At 55.4% G+C, this 19,279-nt stretch carries 14 protein-coding genes; 4 read left to right on the top strand and 10 right to left on the bottom strand.

All coding sequences use genetic code 11. The annotated features are described in order from the left end of the window. Positions 1–474: 474 nt before the first annotated feature. Positions 475–1,767, bottom strand: a complete 1,293-nt coding sequence (locus KTE_RS11880) for a mannosyltransferase family protein (RefSeq protein ID WP_201381261.1) — start codon at positions 1,765–1,767, stop codon at positions 475–477. A gap of 291 nt (positions 1,768–2,058) precedes the next feature. On the opposite strand from KTE_RS11880, the gene KTE_RS11875 reads away from it, so the two are divergent. Continuing rightward, entirely contained in the window at positions 2,059–2,541 is a 483-nt protein-coding gene (locus KTE_RS11875; protein ID WP_201381259.1) for an NUDIX pyrophosphatase, read from the top strand. A gap of 245 nt (positions 2,542–2,786) precedes the next feature. Here the strand turns inward: KTE_RS11875 and pcaF are convergent, their stop codons facing one another. The 4 genes from pcaF to KTE_RS11855 all read right to left on the bottom strand — a co-directional run bounded on the left by pcaF (position 2,787) and on the right by KTE_RS11855 (position 6,856). Further along, entirely contained in the window at positions 2,787–3,983 is a 1,197-nt protein-coding gene (pcaF, locus tag KTE_RS11870) for a 3-oxoadipyl-CoA thiolase (RefSeq protein ID WP_201381257.1), read from the bottom strand. A gap of 94 nt (positions 3,984–4,077) precedes the next feature. Then, complete coding sequence (locus tag KTE_RS11865) at positions 4,078–4,854, bottom strand: enoyl-CoA hydratase-related protein (RefSeq protein ID WP_201381255.1); 777 nt, start codon at positions 4,852–4,854, stop codon at positions 4,078–4,080. A gap of 147 nt (positions 4,855–5,001) precedes the next feature. Beyond that, complete coding sequence (locus KTE_RS11860) at positions 5,002–5,787, bottom strand: CoA-transferase subunit beta (RefSeq protein WP_236600376.1); 786 nt, start codon at positions 5,785–5,787, stop codon at positions 5,002–5,004. 154 nt (positions 5,788–5,941) lie between these two features. Continuing rightward, positions 5,942–6,856: a CoA transferase subunit A gene (locus KTE_RS11855; protein WP_201381251.1), complete on the bottom strand. Its 915-nt coding sequence runs from the start codon at positions 6,854–6,856 to the stop codon at positions 5,942–5,944. Between the two features lie 361 nt (positions 6,857–7,217). On the opposite strand from KTE_RS11855, the gene KTE_RS11850 reads away from it, so the two are divergent. Next, on the top strand, positions 7,218–7,487 hold the full coding sequence (locus KTE_RS11850) for a hypothetical protein (protein ID WP_201381250.1): 270 nt from the start codon (positions 7,218–7,220) through the stop codon (positions 7,485–7,487). A gap of 117 nt (positions 7,488–7,604) precedes the next feature. On the opposite strand, the gene KTE_RS11845 is transcribed toward KTE_RS11850, so the two are convergent. Then, positions 7,605–8,672 (bottom strand): ribonucleotide-diphosphate reductase subunit beta, encoded by a 1,068-nt coding sequence (locus KTE_RS11845; RefSeq protein WP_201381249.1) that lies wholly within the window; start codon positions 8,670–8,672, stop codon positions 7,605–7,607. Positions 8,673–8,858: 186 nt separating this feature from the next. After that, positions 8,859–11,399 carry a ribonucleoside-diphosphate reductase subunit alpha gene (locus KTE_RS11840; protein WP_201381248.1) on the bottom strand — a complete coding sequence of 847 codons (2,541 nt, stop codon included), beginning with the start codon at positions 11,397–11,399 and terminating at the stop codon, positions 8,859–8,861. 860 nt (positions 11,400–12,259) lie between these two features. Between KTE_RS11840 and KTE_RS11835 the strand changes: the two genes are divergently transcribed. Next, the gene (locus KTE_RS11835; protein WP_236600375.1) at positions 12,260–13,879 is read left to right on the top strand and encodes a response regulator transcription factor; all 1,620 of its coding nucleotides are present in this window, start codon (positions 12,260–12,262) and stop codon (positions 13,877–13,879) included. Between the two features lie 38 nt (positions 13,880–13,917). Here the strand turns inward: KTE_RS11835 and KTE_RS11830 are convergent, their stop codons facing one another. Continuing rightward, a complete protein-coding gene (locus KTE_RS11830; protein WP_201381245.1) occupies positions 13,918–14,718 on the bottom strand; it encodes a response regulator transcription factor in 801 nt (266 codons plus the stop codon). A 184-nt stretch (positions 14,719–14,902) separates the two neighbouring features. On the opposite strand from KTE_RS11830, the gene KTE_RS11825 reads away from it, so the two are divergent. Then, positions 14,903–15,577 carry an HD domain-containing protein gene (locus tag KTE_RS11825; RefSeq protein ID WP_201381244.1) on the top strand — a complete coding sequence of 225 codons (675 nt, stop codon included), beginning with the start codon at positions 14,903–14,905 and terminating at the stop codon, positions 15,575–15,577. Positions 15,578–15,585: 8 nt separating this feature from the next. On the opposite strand, the gene KTE_RS11820 is transcribed toward KTE_RS11825, so the two are convergent. After that, entirely contained in the window at positions 15,586–17,511 is a 1,926-nt protein-coding gene (locus tag KTE_RS11820) for a serine/threonine-protein kinase (RefSeq protein WP_201381243.1), read from the bottom strand. A 286-nt stretch (positions 17,512–17,797) separates the two neighbouring features. Next, a complete protein-coding gene (locus tag KTE_RS11815) occupies positions 17,798–19,168 on the bottom strand; it encodes a serine/threonine-protein kinase (protein ID WP_201381242.1) in 1,371 nt (456 codons plus the stop codon). Positions 19,169–19,279: the final 111 nt, after the last annotated feature.

The following is a 19,279-nucleotide window of genomic DNA, read 5'->3' as shown; positions in this document are numbered from 1 at the left end:
GTGGCGAGGCGTCTTAAACGTGTTCACTCATATGAAAAGAAACATAACACTATGCAATATGGAATGGTGCAGCGCTTAATATGATGTTCTTCAATGATGGGCTTTCAAGGCATTCTGCAAACGGATGGAACGTACAACCGAATTATACATTAAAAAAAGATAACAAGGGTATTCTGTATATGTCCTCGCGAGAGGAGCGTGCGCAAAAAGCGCAAATGCATCCTACTCTATTTTTGCCTGCTTGCGCGGGAAAGCGTTCATCAAACCATACGACTAAGCGTGCGGCTATGCACACGCTCACGCCATATCAGAAGGTATATTATGCGCCTAGCATACTATATAAGAGTGGGAAGGCTACGTCAAGGCTGAAAAATGGGGGATATGGCGGAGAGCAAGGGGGGAGCGGGCAAGCAAGCAGGATATCTGGCTGATTTTGTAGGTAACCAAATATCCTGCCAATGCGTGATGATTGTATTATACCGTCCAATGTCCGGTCATAAATTGCAGGGTCAGGAAGGTAAGGAAAGGGAGTGAGAGCAGCAGATAGGCTTGATGGAATTTAGGTGAGCGCTCTCCCAGGCGGGCAAGGATGATAAAGGCCATAAAGAGTTCCAGCACAAAGCGCTGTGTGGAAGGCATTGGATCGTAGCCCTGTCCAGGAGCGCCAGGAACGCCTGGCCAGAGGATGGCGTAAAGCAGGGCGCAGCCCCAGAAGACTAGCAGCGGCCATTGATCGCGTGGGAGGCGATCTCGTCCAAAGATCGCCAGGAGGAAGAGGACCAGGAAGGCTATAAACGTACCCAGGTCAATCAAGATATGTGGTGTAGAGAAGCTCAAGGGACTATGCACGACAAGCTGTTGCAGGGATTGGTAGATTGCCATTCCAGGAATGACCGCGCCGGTACGCCAGTCTACCTGGGCATGCGAGAAGGCCAGAGGATCACCCAGGCGTACATACAGACCAAGCATATAGACAATAAGCCCCAGTGGAATGAGGAGCGCTGGCAACAGGTGTGGAATGTGTTTCAGCAGGGCCACAGGACGCACTGGGCGCAGATTGGGGTGCAGCTCTGGCCAGCGCTGGCGCACATACTCACAGAAGAAGATAACAAAGAGTAGGATCGCGATAGAGCGGCTCATTGCAGCCAGGAAGCCGAAGACGCCCGCGAACCACCAGGCTCCCCGGCGCAGGGCATAAAAGCAGCCGAGCATCAAAAAGATAAAAAGCGACTCGTTATAGCCAGCAAAAAAGAAGAACGCCGTGGGGAAGATGGCCTGGTAGAAGACGGTGCGTTGCGCAAGCTCTCTACTAAACTCCATCTCCACAAAGCGGTAGAGCATAACCATCATGCCGAGCGTGGCTACATTTGAGACCAGCATGCTGGCAACAAGTATGCTATGGGTCGGAATGATCTTACTGGTAAGGGCCACAAGTGCGGGATAGAGCGGAAAGAAGGCTGCGTTCTGCACCTTGGTGTAGCCACTGGTGGCGATGGTGATAAAGCGAATGGCGTCCCAGCGATACCAGGTATGAAGCATAGTATTAAAAGAGAGATGATCGTACGAATAGTTCGGGATATTGAAGAGGACGCCCCCAAAATAGGTGAGTAGTAGAAAAATCAGGCGTGTGATAATGTATAAGAAGAGAATGTTACGCGTCGCCTGCCACCAGGGGGAGAGAAATTCGTTCCATGCCTGGCGGAGACTACGCGTGGCCGGGGCTGAGCTATCGGTCGTGATAGCTGAAGGTGTATGCTGTATGCTCATTTGTAGAATACCTGCTCTCACGGCTAAAAATTGTATGCGTTCGGTGTAGTGGCGGAACTATGTAGCGATCCAGCGATGGAGTATCTGTAAAGTTCCACGCGAGAAAAATTTTGTTGACGTATGTAACGTGGTTAGTATAGCGGAAAATAATTGTAGTTGTCACCGTCCTAACCCTTTACTTCGAAAACTGACCCCATCCGAGGGAGGCGGCGTCACTTTCGTGACTAGCGCTTCGCGCTCAGGTTTTCGGAGAAGAAGTAACCTGAATATCGCAATGAGGTGCAAAGTTCTATGAATGTTCAGAGCTCAAAAAAGGCGGTACCACGCTCGGTACTGCGTCCAACACATGTCGTGACCTGTTTCCTCCAAAGGGGTGAGGAAGAGCATACTCGCTTATTGCTGGTGAGAAGAAGTCAGCAGGTGGGGAGTTATCATGGTCGCTGGGCTGGTATCAGTGGATTTGTCGAGGTAGGGATCTCACCTGAGCAGCAGGCATATACCGAGATTCGTGAAGAGACGGGACTCGCACGTGAGCAGGTGTGTATGTTGCGGCGCGGTGGGATTGTCGAACATGTCGACCAGGATTTGGGGCGTCACTTCTATGTGCATCCCTTCCTTTTTGCCGTCAACGAGGACGAAAGTATTACGACGGACTGGGAGGCGACAGATATGCGCTGGGTCGATCCAGATACCATGCGTAATTTTGAGACCGTACCCAAATTGCGTGAGGCCTATGAGGCGGCTTTGCGTGGCGAAGAGGTCCAGGCTGAATAAACGGAAATGTATTTGCCACACCTTGGTAGGGACCAGCTTTAGCGCGTCCGAAGGCGATTGATCGCCTGTGGGCGGAGCCCGAAACGTTTCTATGGCACAATGTCGAGAAGTGAGTCGTCTGTTGCCCACCCAAAAAATTTGGCTTACGCCGCACTGCCATACATGGCGTTCGGACGCGCTAAAGCTGGTCCCTACCGATAGGTAACGCACTTTATAGTGCTACGTGCCTGTTTTATATGTGTGGTTTAGAGGCGCTCAATAATGGTTGCGATGCCCTGGCCGACGCCGATACACATGGTCGCGAGGCCATAGCGTCCCCCACTGCGCTCTAACTCGTGGAGCAGAGTAACGACCAGGCGGGCACCGCTACAGCCTAGTGGATGGCCGAGGGCGATGGCTCCGCCATTGACGTTGAGCCTCTCCTGGTTGATCTCTAGCTCGTGGCTGCATTGTAGCACCTGGGAGGCAAAGGCCTCGTTCAGCTCGACCAGGTCGATGTCCTGCATGGTTAGTCCTGCGCGTTGCAGGGCTTTGCGGGTCGCGGGAATGGGTCCCAGGCCCATATAGGCCGGGTCGACGCCAGCGACGGCTGTCGCCACGATGCGCGCCTGTGGACGCAGGTCCAATTCCCTGGCGCGGGAGGCGGAGGTCACGACCAGGGCCGCGGCTCCATCATTGATGCCAGCCGAGTTCCCGGCGGTCACGCTGCCTCCCTGACGGAAGACTGGCTTCAGGCGCGCCAGTTTCTCTAGCGAGGTATCGGGGCGTGGATGCTCATCCTGGGAGACGCTGAGCTCCTCGCCCTTCTTTTGTGGGATCGCGACCGCAACGATTTCCTGGACAAACTTTCCTGACTGCTGAGCGGCGACGGCGCGCTGGTGACTGCGTAGAGCATAGGCGTCCTGCGCCTCGCGGCTGATCTGGTAGCGCTCGGCAACGTTCTCGGCGGTCTCGCCCATGCTATAGGGATGATACAGCTCGGACAGTTTGGGGTTGACAAAGCGCCAGCCGAGCGTTGTGTCCTCAAGCTTCTGCGCACGACCAAAGGCGTTGTCGCTCTTGCCCATGACGAAGGGGGCGCGCGTCATGCTCTCCACTCCGCCAGCGATAAATGTATCGCCCGCCCCGGTTTGAATGGCCTGGGCGGCGCTATTTAGCGCCTGGAGCCCCGAGCCGCAGAGGCGGTTCACCGTCTGACCAGCCACTGTGATAGGGAGGCCCGCCAGGAGCAGCGACATGCGAGCGACGTTGCGGTTATCCTCGCCAGCCTGATTTGCGCAGCCAAAGATCACATCTTCCACGCTGGCTGGATCAACCTGCGCTCGCCTGAGCGCCTCCTGAATGACCAGGGCGCCCAGATCATCTGGGCGTACATCTTTGAGGACACCGCCATAGCGCCCGATGGGCGTACGAACCGCCGAGAGAATAACCACATCTTCCATGTTTCATCTCCTTAGACGAAAACCAATCCCCATTCGGGGGGCGCAGCGCCCGCTCATGCGACTAGCGCTCACGCGCTCAGGTTTTCAAGAGGCACTACCTGCCTTTGAACTCGGCCTGGCGCTTCTCAATAAAGGCATGCATACCCTCGCGCATATCCTCGGTCGCGAAGAGCAAGAAGAAGTTTTTGCGCTCGATCTCCAGCCCATCTTCCAGCGGGGTCTCAAAGGCGGAGAGTACCGACTCCTTCGCTAGGCGTGCGGCAACAGGAGCTTGTTGGGCCACCTTCTTCGCCAGCTCAAGAGCGGCTTTCAGGTGTTCGCCCTTGGGCACGATGCGGTTGACCAGGCCCAGGTCGGCCAGTTCTTGCGCGGGAATCTGCGCGCCTGTCAGCACCATCTCCATGGCGCGGTACTTGCCGAGAGTACGCGCCAGGCGCTGTGTGCCGCCCGCGCCGGGGATAACGCCAATGAGGATCTCAGGCTGGCCGAAGCGCGCGTTCTCCGAGGCGATGATCATATCGCAGAGCATCGCCAGCTCGCAGCCGCCGCCCAGGGCGTAGCCACCAACGGCCGCGATGAGGGGCGTATGCACGCGCTTGATACGCTGCCAGCCGTCGAAGGCGCTCAGCATCATATCGATGGGCGACTTGTCGGACATCTCCTTGATATCGGCGCCCGCGGCGAAGGCCTTTTCGCCCGAGCCCGTAATGACGATACAGTGAATCGCCTCGTCGCGATCAAACTCCTCCAACGCGTCAGCCAATTCATTTACAAGCTGGAAATTGAGCGCATTCAATTCTTTGGGACGGTTCAGGGTCACAATCCCGACGCGCTCGTCACGTTCAATGAGGATATACTGATATTCTGTCATAACTCTCCTTAGATGCTTGCTAGAGAACGAGGGGCGGGGGACGCTGCATGGCCCTCATATGCCCCTCAAACAGGGTCTATGTGCCAGAAATATTCTGCTTGTAGTATATCATCCATGAGGGACGCGACGCTGCTACAGCATGCGGCTCTAACGGGTCCAGACGCCCTGGGGATCGCATTCGCGGATGATGTGTAGTTCCTCGGGGCTGGGTGGTGGCGTCTCGCGGCAGTCGGGCGCGAGGCGCAGCGGCCAGCCGGTCTGTTCCTGTACTTCCTCGATAGAGGTGCCTGGATGGTAGGATTGTAGCAAGGCCTCGCCGTTATCTGGATCGAAGGCGAAGAGCCCCAGGGTGGTGATGAGCGCGGCGGGGCCTCCACGGGGCAGGCCGACCCGGCGTCGCCAGGAGCTGCCCGCGGGACCCTCTGCATCGGGATAGCCATAGCCGGGGCTGGTCACAAAATCGACGCGCTCGCGCAGGCGATGGCGTTCATGGGGCATGATGATCGCCAGGCGGTGTGCGAGCGAGGCGATATCGGCTCCGCCCCCGCTGCCAGGGAGACGCACGCGTGGCTGCTGCCAGTCGCCAATGAGCGAGGTGTTGAGATTCCCATAGCGGTCAATCTCCGCTCCGCCAATGAAGCCAAGCTGAACGTCGCCTGCCGCCAGCGAGCCCAGGACATTGACCATATCCGTCGTCCAGAGTGCACCAGTGATGTTGGGAGCATCGCCCATGGTGTAGAGCAGTTCGGGCGCGGGCGTATCGCGCACGATGCCACACTCAAAGAGGCCAATGCAGTTGGGGGCATGCGTGCGTTTCGCCAGAGCAAAGGCCAATAGAGGGAGGCGCATCCCGACGAAGACCAGTTCATGATCGCGGATCTGGCGTGCCGCGCATACGACCATCAGTTCGCGCTCGCTATATTCTCTTGCCATATGGATTGCCTTTCTATGTGGAACGCTGTAGGGGCAGAGCTTGCTCGGCCTCCGAGCGCAGCGATCTCCCAGCGCCTGGGTGTCGGCCTGCGGGCCGGGCGAGTCCATGTCAGCATGGACCCTACAAGGTATTTAGTAGCCATAGACAAAGTATTTAATAACCATAGTCGACGGGGGAGGCGTAGCGATGTTCTCTGATTTTCAGGGTACGCATGCGGTCTTCTCCCAGGCGTGCGAGGTAGGTAGCGCGGTTAGGGACGTTCAGGACCCATTCCTCCAACCATTGCTGGAAGCCTTCCTGGGTGCGGGTGCGCTGGTGATACTCATGATAGAAGGCGTGATCGCGATTGTAGCAGCCCTGGACCGAGGAGGGATGTGCTCCCCAGGGTTCATGCACTACGGCGCGAACCTTGTAGGATGGGCCAAGCACGCGGTTGGGATCGCTCAAAATAGTCTCGCGTGAGACGAGGTCATCGGTGACGATAATTACATCGTGTGCGGCCAGAAAGGCGCTTTCACAGATACCGAGATTCCCCCAGGCGTGGGCATTGCCCTCCTCGTCGCTGCGTTGCACATGCACGACGGTCACATCTGGCTGGAGCGCGGGTACAAGCAGGATGGGGGCCTCATCTAGGAATGAGCGTTCAACGCGCAGGCGTGGGTTCTGGCGGGGAATGTCGCTTCCCAGCAGGGTGCGCGTGGGTATGTAGGGCGAGCCGACGCTGGCGGCCAGGAGGGCTAGAGCGATGGTATGGTTGCTATATTCTTCAACATGGATGGAATGGGGAAGCTGTTTCTCTACGGCGCGGCGATAGCAGTGGCCCAGGCCCTCGCTCACATTGCCGACCCAGGCGGCCTGGATCGCGCTGACGCAGCCAGCGCCGATTAACTGGTCAAAGAGGATATCGGAGATGGGGCCAATGAGCGCCAGGTTCTGGCGACGCTGGCGAATGATCTCGTGTCCGACGGCAAAGGGAATGAGGGGTTCGAGGGCCAGACCGAGAGCTACGGAGGCTCCATCGGGAATGTAGCGCGCGACGGCTTCGGCCATTGAGAGACGTTTGCTCATACGCTTGTTCTCCATTGAAGCTAATGCAGGGAGACACGATAGGGCACCATTGCCACTACCACAAGTATTCAAGCACACGCTCTTATCCTACCACATTACGCTTTGTATAAAATATTGTGCTCAATTTTTACACTTACATAATTCTTGTCCTAAAAATGGGTGTAGAAAGCGTCTAAAAGAGTGAGAGAGGAAAATTGGATGCCTCAGCTTTACCGTTTTTAAGCGCGACAGAAAGAATAGATGAGTGTGTGGATGGAGGAGAAATGGTGCAAATGTCCCATGTGCCTGGGGGAATGGGACGGTATAGTTGTACCTGTAGCGATGTGTTGGTCATCGAAAGTATGTGCGAGGAGAAACAGCAATGAAGAACCAGCAGCCAAAGAATGTCCTGTCCGCTCTCGGCCTGTCGTCGTTTGTGTTTGGTATGTTGATTGCGGCTGTGGCACTGGGCGCGAATATGCTCCGCCCAACAGTGCATGTGGGAAATACGAGCCTGGACCTGGCGCAGGTGGTCGTGTTGGCTCTGGGTGTGGTGCTGGTTCTGGCGGGGGGCGCGCTGACCTTCCTCAAGGGAAAAGTGGTGAGGCTGATGCGCTGGGATGAGGATGTGCAGGTCGCTGAGCAGGCGTAGGACGAGCTTACGAAACGCCCTGGAAAGCGTCATTCATAGATAAACGTTACTGATAGATAAAAGAGGACAACCCGGAACGACTCTCGTTCCGGGTTGTCCTCTCTGGCTATGCCGCGTCTATTCCCACTCGAGTGTTGAGGCGGCCTGGTACTCGGTGACGCGGGTCTCGAAGAAATTCTTCTCTTTGCTCAGGTCCATGGTCTCGCTCATCCAGGGGAAGGGGTGAGACGAATGGAAGATGGGCGCGAGGCCGATGCGCTCAAGGCGGCGGTCGGCGACGTGCTGAACATAGCTGCGGAAGGACTCGGCATTCAGGCCGAGGATGCCATTGGGCAAGCAGTCATAGGCATAGGCGATCTCCAGCTCCACGGCACGCTTGATCAGGTCATAGATATGCGCCTGGAACTCGGCGGTCCACAGTTCGGGATTCTCAGCCTTGATGCCATTGATCAGGTCGATGCCGAAGTTGAGGTGGATAGTCTCATCGCGCAGAATATACTGGAATTGCTCGCCCACGCCAGTCATAAGGTTGCGGCGATGGAACGAGAGCATCATCACGAAGCCACTGTAGAAGAAGATACCCTCCATGATGATATAGTAGCCGATCAAGTTTTGCAGGAACTTCTGCATGCCCTCAAAGGTCTCGGTCGAGAAATCGGGATCGAGCACCGCTGAAGTCAGCTGCATCTCAAACTCGTCCTTCTCCTTGATCGAGGGGATTTCATGGTACATATTGAAGACTTCGCGCTCGCTCAGTCCCAGGCTCTCCACAATGTAGAGGAAGGTGTGCGTGTGGATTGCCTCCTCGAAGGCCTGGCGTAGCAGATACTGACGGCACTCGGCGTTCGTAATGTGTTTGAAGATCGCGAGCACGAGATTATTGCCGACCAGGCTCTCGGCGGTGGCGAAGAAACCCAGGTTGCGCATGATGACGAGGCGCTCGCCGGAGGTCAGCTTATTGGAGCGCCAGGTCTCGATATCCTTGGTCATGGGAACTTCGGTGGGCATCCAGTGGTTGGCGCAGCCGTTGAGATAGTGCTCCCAGGCCCAGCGATACTTGAGGGGCATGAGCTGGTTGACATCAACGTGCCAGCCATTGATTAGGCGTTTCTTCTGAGCCTGCTGCTCGCTGGCGGGGGTGGTATTGGTAGGTGTGATAGGGGTATCGTCAAAGGATATGCTCATGTTCTCTACGAAGCTCCTTATATTATATATAAATCGGTTTAACCGCTAAATGATGCGGAGATCTGTAGGGTCCATGCTTGCATGGACTCAAAGCGTGGCCCTGCGAGACGTAACTCATCTAGTGGATATCTCGCTTAGGTGGCGTTAGAGTCCATGCAAGCATGGACCCTACAATTTGCGTGAGTGTTACTGGCAGGCTTCGCAGTCATCGCCGAGATTGCAGACCGCGCCCTCGCCGCTCAGCTCCAGGGGAATAGGAGCTGACTTAGGCTGCTGGGCCTGATTCTCGCGCTCGACCTGGATATTGCTCGATGGGCTGCTGTTCTTCATCCAGCGAGGCTGAATGCCGAAGCGGTTAATATCGACGGTCGACTTCTCAACCTGGGTCGCGGCCAGGGTACGCAGGTAGTACGTGGTCTTGAGGCCACTGTTCCAGGCTAGCTGGTACATATCACTGAGCTTCTTGCCGCTGGGATTGTAGAGGTAGAGGTCAATTGACTGCCCCATGTCGATCCACTTCTGGCGGCGGCTGGCGCACGCGATGAGCCAGCGTGGCTCGATATCAAAGGCGGTCAGGTAGCGCTGGCGAATCTCCTCCGGCAGGAAGGTCATCTCTTGTAGGGAGCCGTCGTAGTACTTGAGGGCTTCCAGCGTATTGCGATCCCAGATCTCCAGGCGCTTGAGATCGTCAACCAGGAAGGAATTGATGATCGTGAACTCGCCCGAGAGGTTGCTCTTGACGTAGAGGTTCTTGTAGCTAGGCTCAATCGACTGGCTGACGCCAACGATGGAAGAGATGGTCGCGGTCGGAGCAATCGCCATGACATTGCTATTGCGCATACCATTCTGCTTTACAGCCGTGCGCACTTTATCCCAATTCAGGGTCATGCTGCGGTCCATGTCGACCTTCTGACCGCGTTCCTCCTCCAGGATGGCGATGCTATCGATAGGCAGGATGCCGCGATCCCACTTCGAACCCTGATAGCTGCCATAGGTGCCACGCTCGGCGGCCAGCTCGCTTGAGGCCAGGATGGCGTAGTAGGAGATGGCCTCCATGCTGCGGTCGGCGAACTCGACGGCGGCCTCGCTGGCATAGCTCACGCCCAGTTTGTAGAGTGCGTCCTGGAAGGCCATCAGGCCCAGGCCGACGGGGCGGTGACGCAGATTGGCATTGCGCGCCTCATCGGTTGGATAGTAATTAATATCGATCACATTATCGAGCATGCGAACTGCTGTACGGACGGTCTTCTGCAAGCGCTCGTGATTGAGCTTGCCATCGATGATGTGCGCTGCCAGGTTAATCGAACCCAGGTTACACACGGCGGTCTCGTCGTTCGAGGTGTTGAGCAGAATTTCGGTGCAGAGGTTGCTGCTATGCACAACGCCGGCGTGATCCTGGGGCGAGCGTACGTTGGAAGGATCCTTAAACGTGATCCAGGGATGACCGGTCTCGAAGAGGCGGGTCAGCATCTTGCGCCAGAGATCGAGAGCCGAGACGCGGCGGTAGTGCGTGATCTGGCCTGCCTCAACCATGCGCTCATACTCCTCGTAGCGCTGCTCGAAGGCCTTACCGTACAGGTCGTGCAGATCGGAGACCACGTCCGGGCTAAAGAGCGTCCACTGCTCGTTGCGCTCGACGCGCTTCATGAAGAGATCGGAGATCCAGCACGCGGTATGCATATCATGTGTGCGGCGGCGATCATCGCCCGTGTTCTTGCGCAGATCGAGGAACTCCTCGATGTCCAGGTGCCAGTTCTCAATGTAGGCACAGACCGCGCCTTTGCGCTTGCCGCCCTGGTTGACGGCCACCGCGGTATCATTGACGACCTTGAGGAAGGGGATGATGCCCTGGCTGATGCCATTGGTACCCTTGATGTGCGCGCCTAGAGCGCGCACGCGCGTCCAGTCGTTACCCAGGCCACCAGCCCACTTGGAGAGCAGGGCGTTATCCTGGATGCACTTGAAGATATGGAACAGATCATCGTCTACCGTCGTCAGGTAGCAGGATGAGAGCTGTGGATGGGCCGTACCAGCGTTAAAGAGGGTTGGCGTCGCCGAGGTGAAGTAGAACTGGGAGAGCAGTTCGTAGAACTCGATGGCGCGGGCTTCTTTATGCTCTTCGTTAAAGGCCAGGCCCATCGCGACGCGCATCCAGAGCAGCTGTGGCAGCTCGAAGCGGCGATTGTTGTCCTGGAGGAAGTAGCGATCATAAAGGATCTGCAAACCCTGGTAAGCGAAGAGTTGGTCGCGCTCAGGATGGATGGCCGAGGCCAGTTCAACCAGGTCATACTCTTGAAAGCGTGGGTCGAGATAGCCCTTGCTCACACCAAATTCAACATAGTCTGAGAGATAGTTTTTATAGATACTGGCCGCGTCATTGAGTCCAACACGTGTGCCCTGAGTCGTAGAGAGGGCCTCATTGTAGAGGCTGATCAACAGGAGGCGGGCAGCGACAAAAGTGTAGGCTGGCTCGAACTCGATGTTCGTGCGGGTCGCCATAATCAGTGCCTGCCACAGCTCCGCATCAGAGATACCAGCATACGTGGTAGCATTTACAGATTGGAATAATTGATCAACATTGACCTCGGGTCCAAAGCCCTGACAAACTTCTTCGAGAATACGTCGTACTGCTTGAGAGTCGGAGGGACTGGTCGCCCCGGTAGAGGTGCTACCCTGCTCGGAATTGCTTGCCGTATTTAATTCAAATGTATCTGATGCTTGAGACATGGACTAATACCTCTTATAAAATACAATCAAAAAAGCCTGTCCACAGCCGGATCAGGCTTGAGAAAGAGGAACGACATAGAGAACAGTCAGACGCGTGTGTTCTGACTGCTAGCAATGCCTCGCGAAAGGCGGAAAGCTCTAGAAAACTCTAAATATACGTTCTCAGTCTCACCAGTTAAAACGCCAGGGTGAAAGTGTTTTCACTTGTATGAAAATGGTAATTGTTCCCAATAGATTGTGTCTGTGCCAGCCAACCCGTGTTAACCGTTTTTCTTATATACAGTCTTTTTATCGCTTTTATTGGCTAGCTCGCGGCGTGCTGGGTTCTGTATCTTTTATTTCCGCGTGGTATTACACTACCATAAGGCTTGGGAGAAGTCAAGACCGTATGGGACCGAATTCTCAACATGTTGTGTCGAGGTGCACGCTCAGAAACAACATATAGTGGTTTTCTCGCCAGGGACGACCTCATACTCTAAGCTTTGCCATACAAATCTTCTACCGGAAGGGCTATAAGCGCTTCTCTGGCTGTTCCTGGCCCTAAAAAGACCGCGATACCGAAGGCCACAATAGAATGTCTTATCACCTACACGCGGCCAGGACAAGCCTGGGTTCAGAGCCTGGAGCATGAGGAGGCGAAGGTACTACGCCCTCCAGCAAAGAGGTACTACCACATCGCGGATGAACGGGCATGCTTTTGAACCAGGGTGCGATTCAGCCCGTGGCATTACTGTTGCCGGTAAAAATATCTTTAGCCAGGGCTAAGGGGCCTATTATAGCGTTGCCTGGGCATTGGCGGAGGCGGGTATGATAGAGACAGGGGCATGACCGTGCACACCATATGTCGAAGGGACAAAGCGGTGACCTCTGAGCGTCTCGTGCGCTTTATTATGCAGCTACAGAATGAGAAAAAACCAGCTGAAAGGCGCCAGTTACTGCTAGACGAAGTCCGCCAGTGTAGCGGGGCGCTCCTGGCTGCCTTATTTCTCTATGTACCTGGCGCACATGCTTTTGTATTGCGTGGGTATAGTGGCGCGTACCCGCCAGGAGCGCCCCACCTCATTCCAGGTGGTGGGGGATTAAGCATGGCCCTGGCTCAGCAGGGATGGCTCCTGCTCCCCGCCCAGGAAAGCAGGCAGTTCCTGAACTCACAGGAACTGGCATGGATTGAAAGAGGCGCGTCTATTCGCCTGCATAGTTTACGCTCAAGTAAGCGTAGTGAGGCGGAGCAAGGGATTATATTACTGGCCCCCAGAGATACAGGTCCGCAAGGCCGTGAAGGGATGGAGACACTAGACGTCTATGTCTCGTTGCTACCGGCTTATCTCTCGCTCGCACAGGAGGAGGAGAGTGTGATGGATGAGTTATCATTGATTGACACTGGCGAGGGTGGGCGCCAGGAGACTGTTGCATTGCAAGAGATGGAGCAGCGCGCTGGAGTGGATACGTCCGCGACAAAGGACCAGAAAACCCAGGCAAACCCACGCACAGTACCCGCTGAGAACGCCCTGACGAGGTCTATTGATGCGGGGTTGCACCAGGGGAACACTCCCACTCTCGTAACCAGTCTCAGCAGGCTCTACGAGGTAATGCTGATAGGTGAGTACAAGGTTGAGGATGATGCCTTGTATTCGTTGCTGATGGAGCAGATGAGCGATCTCATTGGCGCCAAGCAAGCCTGGCTCTTTCTCTACCAGGCGGAGCAGCAGCGTTTCTCCCTGGCGGGGAAACAGGAAGTGGGTGATGCTGAGGAGCTATTGCGACGCCTTCCTGAGCCAGGAATGCTGGAAGAACTGGCTCAGCGCGAGCCAGGAGAGACAATGACCGCACTTCATATCGAAGATGGCGTTCTACTGATCCTGCCGCTGAGCCATGAGCCAGGGCTGGCCGGGGTCGCTCTCTTCAGGCTCTCTCACTCCATGCTCCCTCTCGAGACCCGGCTTGTATTGTCATACATGGCGCGAGTCGCGGTACTGCTCCTGCGTGAGCGCGAGGCGCATGCGACCATTCAGCGCGAGAGTATGCTAGAAGAGCGCAACCGCCTCGCGCGCGATATTCATGATGGCCCCGCGCAGCAATTGACGCTAGCTCTGCTCAAATTAGAGTATGTACAGAGGCATCTATTGAAGTCTCCGGAGCATGCCGAGAGTGCGTTCTGGCACATCCTATCCGAGGATTTGGATCGCGTAGGCGCGGTCTTGCGCGAGTGTGTGGAGGACCTACGGCGTACCATCACCACCGAGCTACCCATGCAGCTAGAGCAGCAGAGCTTTATATTCACACTTCGCCTGGAACTTACTGAGCGCGAGCGGGAGGTTCTACGCCTGATGAGCGAGGGCCTGACAAATCGTGCAATTGCTAGCCGTCTACTGATTAGCATTGAGACCGTCAAAACGCATATTCACCACATCATGCAGAAGCTCCAGGCCAGAGATCGCACCCAGGCGGTCGCGCTTGCCATAAAGTATGGCCTGATCTAGTCGATGGACCGACGCGTGCTTTAGCAGCGTCGTGCCCTCTAGGATTGCTCGCGCAAGGCTCGGGGTGCCATCTCTTCATCTGTTAGCAACCCCTGACGCAGGGCAAAAATAGCGACCTGGGTACGGTCGCGCAAGTGGAGCTTCTGGAAGATAATTGAGAGGTAGTTTTTCACTGTCTTCTCTGAGTAGGAGAGCCGTTCGGCGATCTCCTTGTTGCTCAAGCCCGCGGCGACATAGCGGATAATCTCCAGCTCTTTCTCTGTGAGCAGGTCCGTGCCCTGGTTACTGCTGGTAGTATCGGCCAGGCGGCGGAATTCGCCTACGATGGCACGCGTCATCTCCGGTTGGATGGAAAGCCCCTCGTTATAGACGGTGCGAATGGTTTCAGCTACCTCGTGCGCAGAGGCCGACTTAAGGATGTAGCCACGAGCACCATTCTTCATGGCCTGAAGCATTTGCTGGCTCTGGCGATACATGGTGAGCATAATGACGCCCACTGTTGGAAACTCCTGTACAACCTGGCGCGTCAGGGTGACGCCATCAACTATAGGCATCAGGATGTCCATAAGCACGATATCAGGCTGAAGCTGGCGAATCTTTTGCAGGGCCTCAAGGCCATCTCCGGCCTCTCCCACTACCTGGATATCCTCTTCCAGCCCTAGCAGGTGATGCACACCCTCACGGAAAAGAGCATGATCATCCACCAGCAAGACCGTAATAGTGCTTGCTCCTCTCTGCTCATGTCTCTCCCCCTCACCCCCTCCCTGCTTTGGGAGATAGGGACTATCGATATGATCTTCTGGGGATTCATGAGGTAATGGTGAGGGCCGCTCAGTCATGGCTATGGTATACTTCCTAGCGTCTCTATCCTAAGAGGCACACTATATTACATGCAGAAGCTTTCTTTGGCGAGATGGTTGTTTGGGCTGATTGGCTACAATGCGGATAATTCTTTCTGTAGTATACCAAGCAAGCGAAATACGGCATCACTCATTTGAGGGATTTTTGTTTCGGAGGAGTTTTATGGATTTGGCAGAGCAGGCCATTGTAGAGGCGGTATACGCTGAGGTCAAAGAGCACTTCACGCAGGTTCACGACCTGGCTCATGGTTGGGATCATATCGAGCGCGTCTATAAGCTGGCGCGCTATATTGGCGAGCGCGAGGTGCGGCGCGAGCCATGCGACCTGTTTGTGGTCGAGATGGCGGCCCTGATGCATGATCTGGGGCGTGCTGCGCCACATGACATCGGTGGACACCATGCTGATCTCTCTGTGTCGATGGCACGCGATGTGATGCAGCGCCAGGCCCTCGCTGAGGAACGCCAGCAGGCCATTGAGCATGCTATCATCGCGCATAGTTTTAGCCGCAAAGTTGAGCCGCAGACGCTGGAGGCAAAGATCGTACGCGATGCCGACCGCCTGGATGGGCTGGGAGCGATTGGCGTCATGCGCTGGGCCGTTACCGGCGCGGTCCGCCATGGCAGGGAAGGCGAGACCGTTGCCTATCACCCAACTGATCCCTTTGGCCAGCGGCATGAACTGGATGATAAACGCTATATGCTGGATCATTTTTACAAGAAGCTGCTTCAATTGATGGAGACTATGCAGACGGAGACTGGTCGCGCCCTGGCCTGGAGGCGCACTCAGTTTATGGAGCAGTATCTCGATGAATTTCGCAAAGAATTGGAGTTGTTCTAAGCGACTGGCTAGAGCTTATAGAGCTTGAAGTTGTTAAAGATCCCTTCACCGGTATGCTGTGGCGCGAGTGTGCCGGTGACAAGGGCAATTTGACCACTGCTATAGAAGCTATCGCGAGTCTCGGCCACAAAGCTGCCATTGATGTAAAACTTGAAGGTCGCGCCTTGCGCGATTACCAGCAGCGTATTGGACTGACCTGCTTTGATGGCCGTGCTGCTGGTTGGCTGAAGCAGGTAGACATAACTGGCCCCTAAGCCAACATCATGACGGCGGAAGAAGTAGGTGCCCTGGGAGCTGATCTCAAAATCGTAAAACTGTTCGCCCTGGACGCGCACCAGAATGCCGGCGTTATTGCCACTCCGCAGGGTACTGTCGACCTGGAGCGCGCCATCACTAAAGCTGGTGTTGCGCAATGGACATGGTTGCAAATAGTCTGCCTGTTGCACCAGCACGTGATAGCCACCATTTGTGAAAACGCAACGCCCCGCGCCCTCGCTCCAATTGCCGCTATCATTGCTGGCCAGAGAAGTGTTGAGCAGCGGTGTGGCGCTGGTAACTGTGGCGATGGGCGCGGCTGTGGCTGTCGCGCTTATATCCAGGCTGCTGGCCTGTGAGGTCCTGGCAACGCTGGGAGTGGCGATCTCATTGGTCCCAGGTGTGTGTGTTCCCCCCTGGTGCGTGACAAAGATATAGTAGATAAAGGCCATGGGCAGCACGACTGTAAGGAGCAGCCCGATGAGGATGATTGCCAGGACGCGGTTCCTACGCTTGCGTGCATGCTCCAGGCGTTTTTGCTGTGTCGTCCGAGTAGTATTGGTGCGTACGGCTCGGATGGCACTGTCTCCTGAGAAGTGCTCTCCAGAAGGGGCGTTTGTGCCAAAGAAAGGTGTGCGCCTGTCGTCACGCGTCTTCGTCACCGTCGTGGGTGCGAGCATAGGATTATCAGGAAGCACCAGGCGTTCGCGGGTCGTATACGGTGTATGATGGGAGGCGTGTTCAGCCACCTGGACGGGGGCATCACCGTCCTCAAGCCGGGCCGACGGGTCATCTAGCTCTCCCGATGCATAGTTTGCCCCCTCGTAGAGGTCATCGTCGTCTGAGGACAGAAGCATTTCAGGAGAGATGAGAGCGATCTGAAACTCATCGGCTAGCTCTCTGGGGGACTGGTAACGTTGCGCCGGGTGCTTGGCGAGGGCGCGCATGACGACATGATCAATCGCGGGCGAGAGATCTGGCTTCAGGTGCGAGGGGGGATGTGGACGCTCACGGAGCTGTTTCCAGTAGACGGCAATGGGGGTCTCGGCGGTAAATGGGAGACGCCCGGTGAGCATCTGGTACAGTACGACTCCCATGGCATAGATATCGCTGCTGGCGGTAGCAGGTCCCTCGGCCAGGTCGGGGGCCATATATTCTGGGGTCCCTAGCAGGGTGCCACTCTGCGTGAGAGTCATTTCGTGCGAGTTCTCCAGGGATTTGGCGAGGCCAAAATCGGCCAGGTAGCTGTAATGGTCATCACGCATCAATATATTAGAGGGCTTGATATCGCGATGAATAATGCCGCGGTCATGCGCAAACTGCAAGGCGTCCGCTAACTGATAGAGTATTTCACCAACATGTGCCGGTCGCAGGGGACCTTGTTTGATCAACTGGCGGAGCGTCCCCCTTTCGATATGGGGCATGACCAGGTAATGCCAGTGCTCCTCGGTGCCATAGTCATACGCGGGCAGAATGTGCTCATGCTCTAACTGCTCAATCGCACTGATCTCGCGCCAGAAACGCTCAAGATATTCCTCATTGTCCGCGTGCACGACTTTGATGGCGACTTCGCGTTCTTGTGCGGTGTCGTGAGCCAGGTAGACGCGAGCCATGCCACCTCTGCCGAGCAGGCGTACGATGGTGTAGGGGCCGAGTGTTGTTCCCTCTAATTCTGACATCGTTGTTGTGTGTTTCCTCATCTACCGGGTCATGGGGGAGCCGGTGGGTAGGTGTTCCCTTGCAGGCGAAACGCTTGATGCTTGTGCTTGAAAGTTTATATATTCAACCGGGCCAGTAGCGCCTAATGCCTACAGGGCCAGAAAATATTTTGTCAAAAGCACTAATCAAAAGTGCTAAATTGCGCATTTTACCAGTATAGAGTCTTGCCTCGCTGATGTCAATGTTGCCTGTATCTCTTATTCTTGTTCCTCTGCGCTTGCTCTACTGACCAATGACCAGGTCCAATCAGAACGCATCAGGTGACCAGGCCCACTCATCGAACAGTATCATTGTTTGCTTGTTATGCCCTTTCCCACTGGAGGAGCCACCACGGTGACTCCCTCCATCCCCGTTGCTATTGTTCCCGTTTTTGCCATTTTCCCCATCTTTCTGGCCAGATTTGCCACTACCACCACCACCACTGCTACTGGCTGGCGCAGGATTGCCGTGATTTGTCCGAGCAGGTGCGACGGGGACCACGTTCTGTGGATTCCCTCCCTTGTTATGCCCGGCCGTTGGAGAGGGGGAGGTCCCGGCCGTTGGGGTGCTGCTCGCTGCCCTCGCTTTAGGTGTGGACGAAATCGTTCCATTAATGGTTGGATGCGTAGATTTCGCATCGGTGGTTTTGAGCATATAGATTGAGAAGCCAAAGAGAAAGGGAATCAATAAAGCCAGCGCCAGCGCGGGTAGTGCAGGTATAGGCCTTCTAGTCTGGCCAGGTATTAACCCTGGCTCCGTAGCTTCTGCTTTCAGTGTGACCATATGAACTGTAGTTTTCTCATCGTTTGCGATGCGCTCTTTATAGGCAGCAAGTGCCTGCTGATAGGCCTCGGCAAAGGCGCGAGCCGAAGGGTAGCGCAAGCCTGGCTCTTTCGCCAGAGCACGGAGCACGATCTTCTCAATCTCTTTGGGTACATTACGGTTGCGCCGCGAAGGCAGTGGTGGACGCTCAGAGAGATGCTTCATAAAGGTTCCTACGGGAGTTGCTCCCTTAAAGGGCACATCTCCAGTCAGCATCTGGTAAAGCAGGATGCCCAGGGAATAGATATCGCTTGCGGGAGAGGCGTCTTCTTCCGCCAACTCAGGCGCCATGTATTCCGCAGTTCCGATTAAGTAGCCGCTCTCGGTCAGACTCTCGGCTGTGTCATTTAAGCTTTTGACAAGACCAAAGTCAGCCAGGTAGGCAAAATTTTTGTCGCGCATCAAGATATTAGAGGCCTTGATATCGCGATGGATAATACCGTGTTCATGAGCATGCTGCAAGGCAGAGGCGATCTGCGCAAGATAGTCTCCAGCCTCATCCAGGGAGAAGGGTTCCTGCTGCATATAGTCACGCAGGGTGCCATTGGCGATATAGGGTGTCACTAAATAGCACCAGGGGCCATACTCTCCATAATCGAGGGCGGGGAGTATGTGCTCATGCTGAAGAGAGGCAATCGCGCGCGCCTCGCGTTGGAAGCGTCGGCAATACTCCTCATTGCTGCTATGCACCATTTTAATTGCGACATCCTGCTGTGTTTGGAGATCACGTGCCAGATAAATTTCGGACATGCCGCCTTTGGCTAGATAGTGTTGGATGGCATAGTGTGTGATAATCGTGTTTTCTATGTCACGCATATTTTTCCCGCACTTCCTAACTTAAGCGAAAGAATAATTACTACCAAGTACACGCATGCCGGTGGGAATTAGTCTCACCATTCTTATGGTAAGCATAATGCGAAAACATGG

The sequence above is a fragment of the Ktedonobacter sp. SOSP1-85 genome, assembly GCF_016587415.1.
Lineage (GTDB): Bacteria > Chloroflexota > Ktedonobacteria > Ktedonobacterales > Ktedonobacteraceae > Ktedonobacter.
Note: the sequence above shows the minus strand (reverse complement) of the source record. Positions and strands in the feature narration are given on the sequence as shown.

Bases quoted from the DNA above. Each gene is read 5' to 3' on its own strand.
- pcaF (WP_201381257.1), bottom strand. From the start codon at position 3,983: ATGGAAGATGTGGTTATTCTCTCGGCGGTTCGTACGCCCATCGGGCGC.
- KTE_RS11880 (WP_201381261.1), bottom strand. From the start codon at position 1,767: ATGAGCATACAGCATACACCTTCAGCTATCACGACCGATAGCTCAGCC.
- KTE_RS11855 (WP_201381251.1), bottom strand. From the start codon at position 6,856: ATGAGCAAACGTCTCTCAATGGCCGAAGCCGTCGCGCGCTACATTCCC.
- KTE_RS11865 (WP_201381255.1), bottom strand. From the start codon at position 4,854: ATGACAGAATATCAGTATATCCTCATTGAACGTGACGAGCGCGTCGGG.
- KTE_RS11875 (WP_201381259.1), top strand. From the start codon at position 2,059: ATGAATGTTCAGAGCTCAAAAAAGGCGGTACCACGCTCGGTACTGCGT.
- KTE_RS11850 (WP_201381250.1), top strand. From the start codon at position 7,218: ATGAAGAACCAGCAGCCAAAGAATGTCCTGTCCGCTCTCGGCCTGTCG.
- KTE_RS11820 (WP_201381243.1), bottom strand. From the start codon at position 17,511: ATGTCAGAATTAGAGGGAACAACACTCGGCCCCTACACCATCGTACGC.
- KTE_RS11860 (WP_236600376.1), bottom strand. From the start codon at position 5,787: ATGGCAAGAGAATATAGCGAGCGCGAACTGATGGTCGTATGCGCGGCA.
- KTE_RS11825 (WP_201381244.1), top strand. From the start codon at position 14,903: ATGGATTTGGCAGAGCAGGCCATTGTAGAGGCGGTATACGCTGAGGTC.
- KTE_RS11815 (WP_201381242.1), bottom strand. From the start codon at position 19,168: ATGCGTGACATAGAAAACACGATTATCACACACTATGCCATCCAACAC.
- KTE_RS11845 (WP_201381249.1), bottom strand. From the start codon at position 8,672: ATGAGCATATCCTTTGACGATACCCCTATCACACCTACCAATACCACC.
- KTE_RS11840 (WP_201381248.1), bottom strand. From the start codon at position 11,399: ATGTCTCAAGCATCAGATACATTTGAATTAAATACGGCAAGCAATTCC.
- KTE_RS11830 (WP_201381245.1), bottom strand. From the start codon at position 14,718: ATGACTGAGCGGCCCTCACCATTACCTCATGAATCCCCAGAAGATCAT.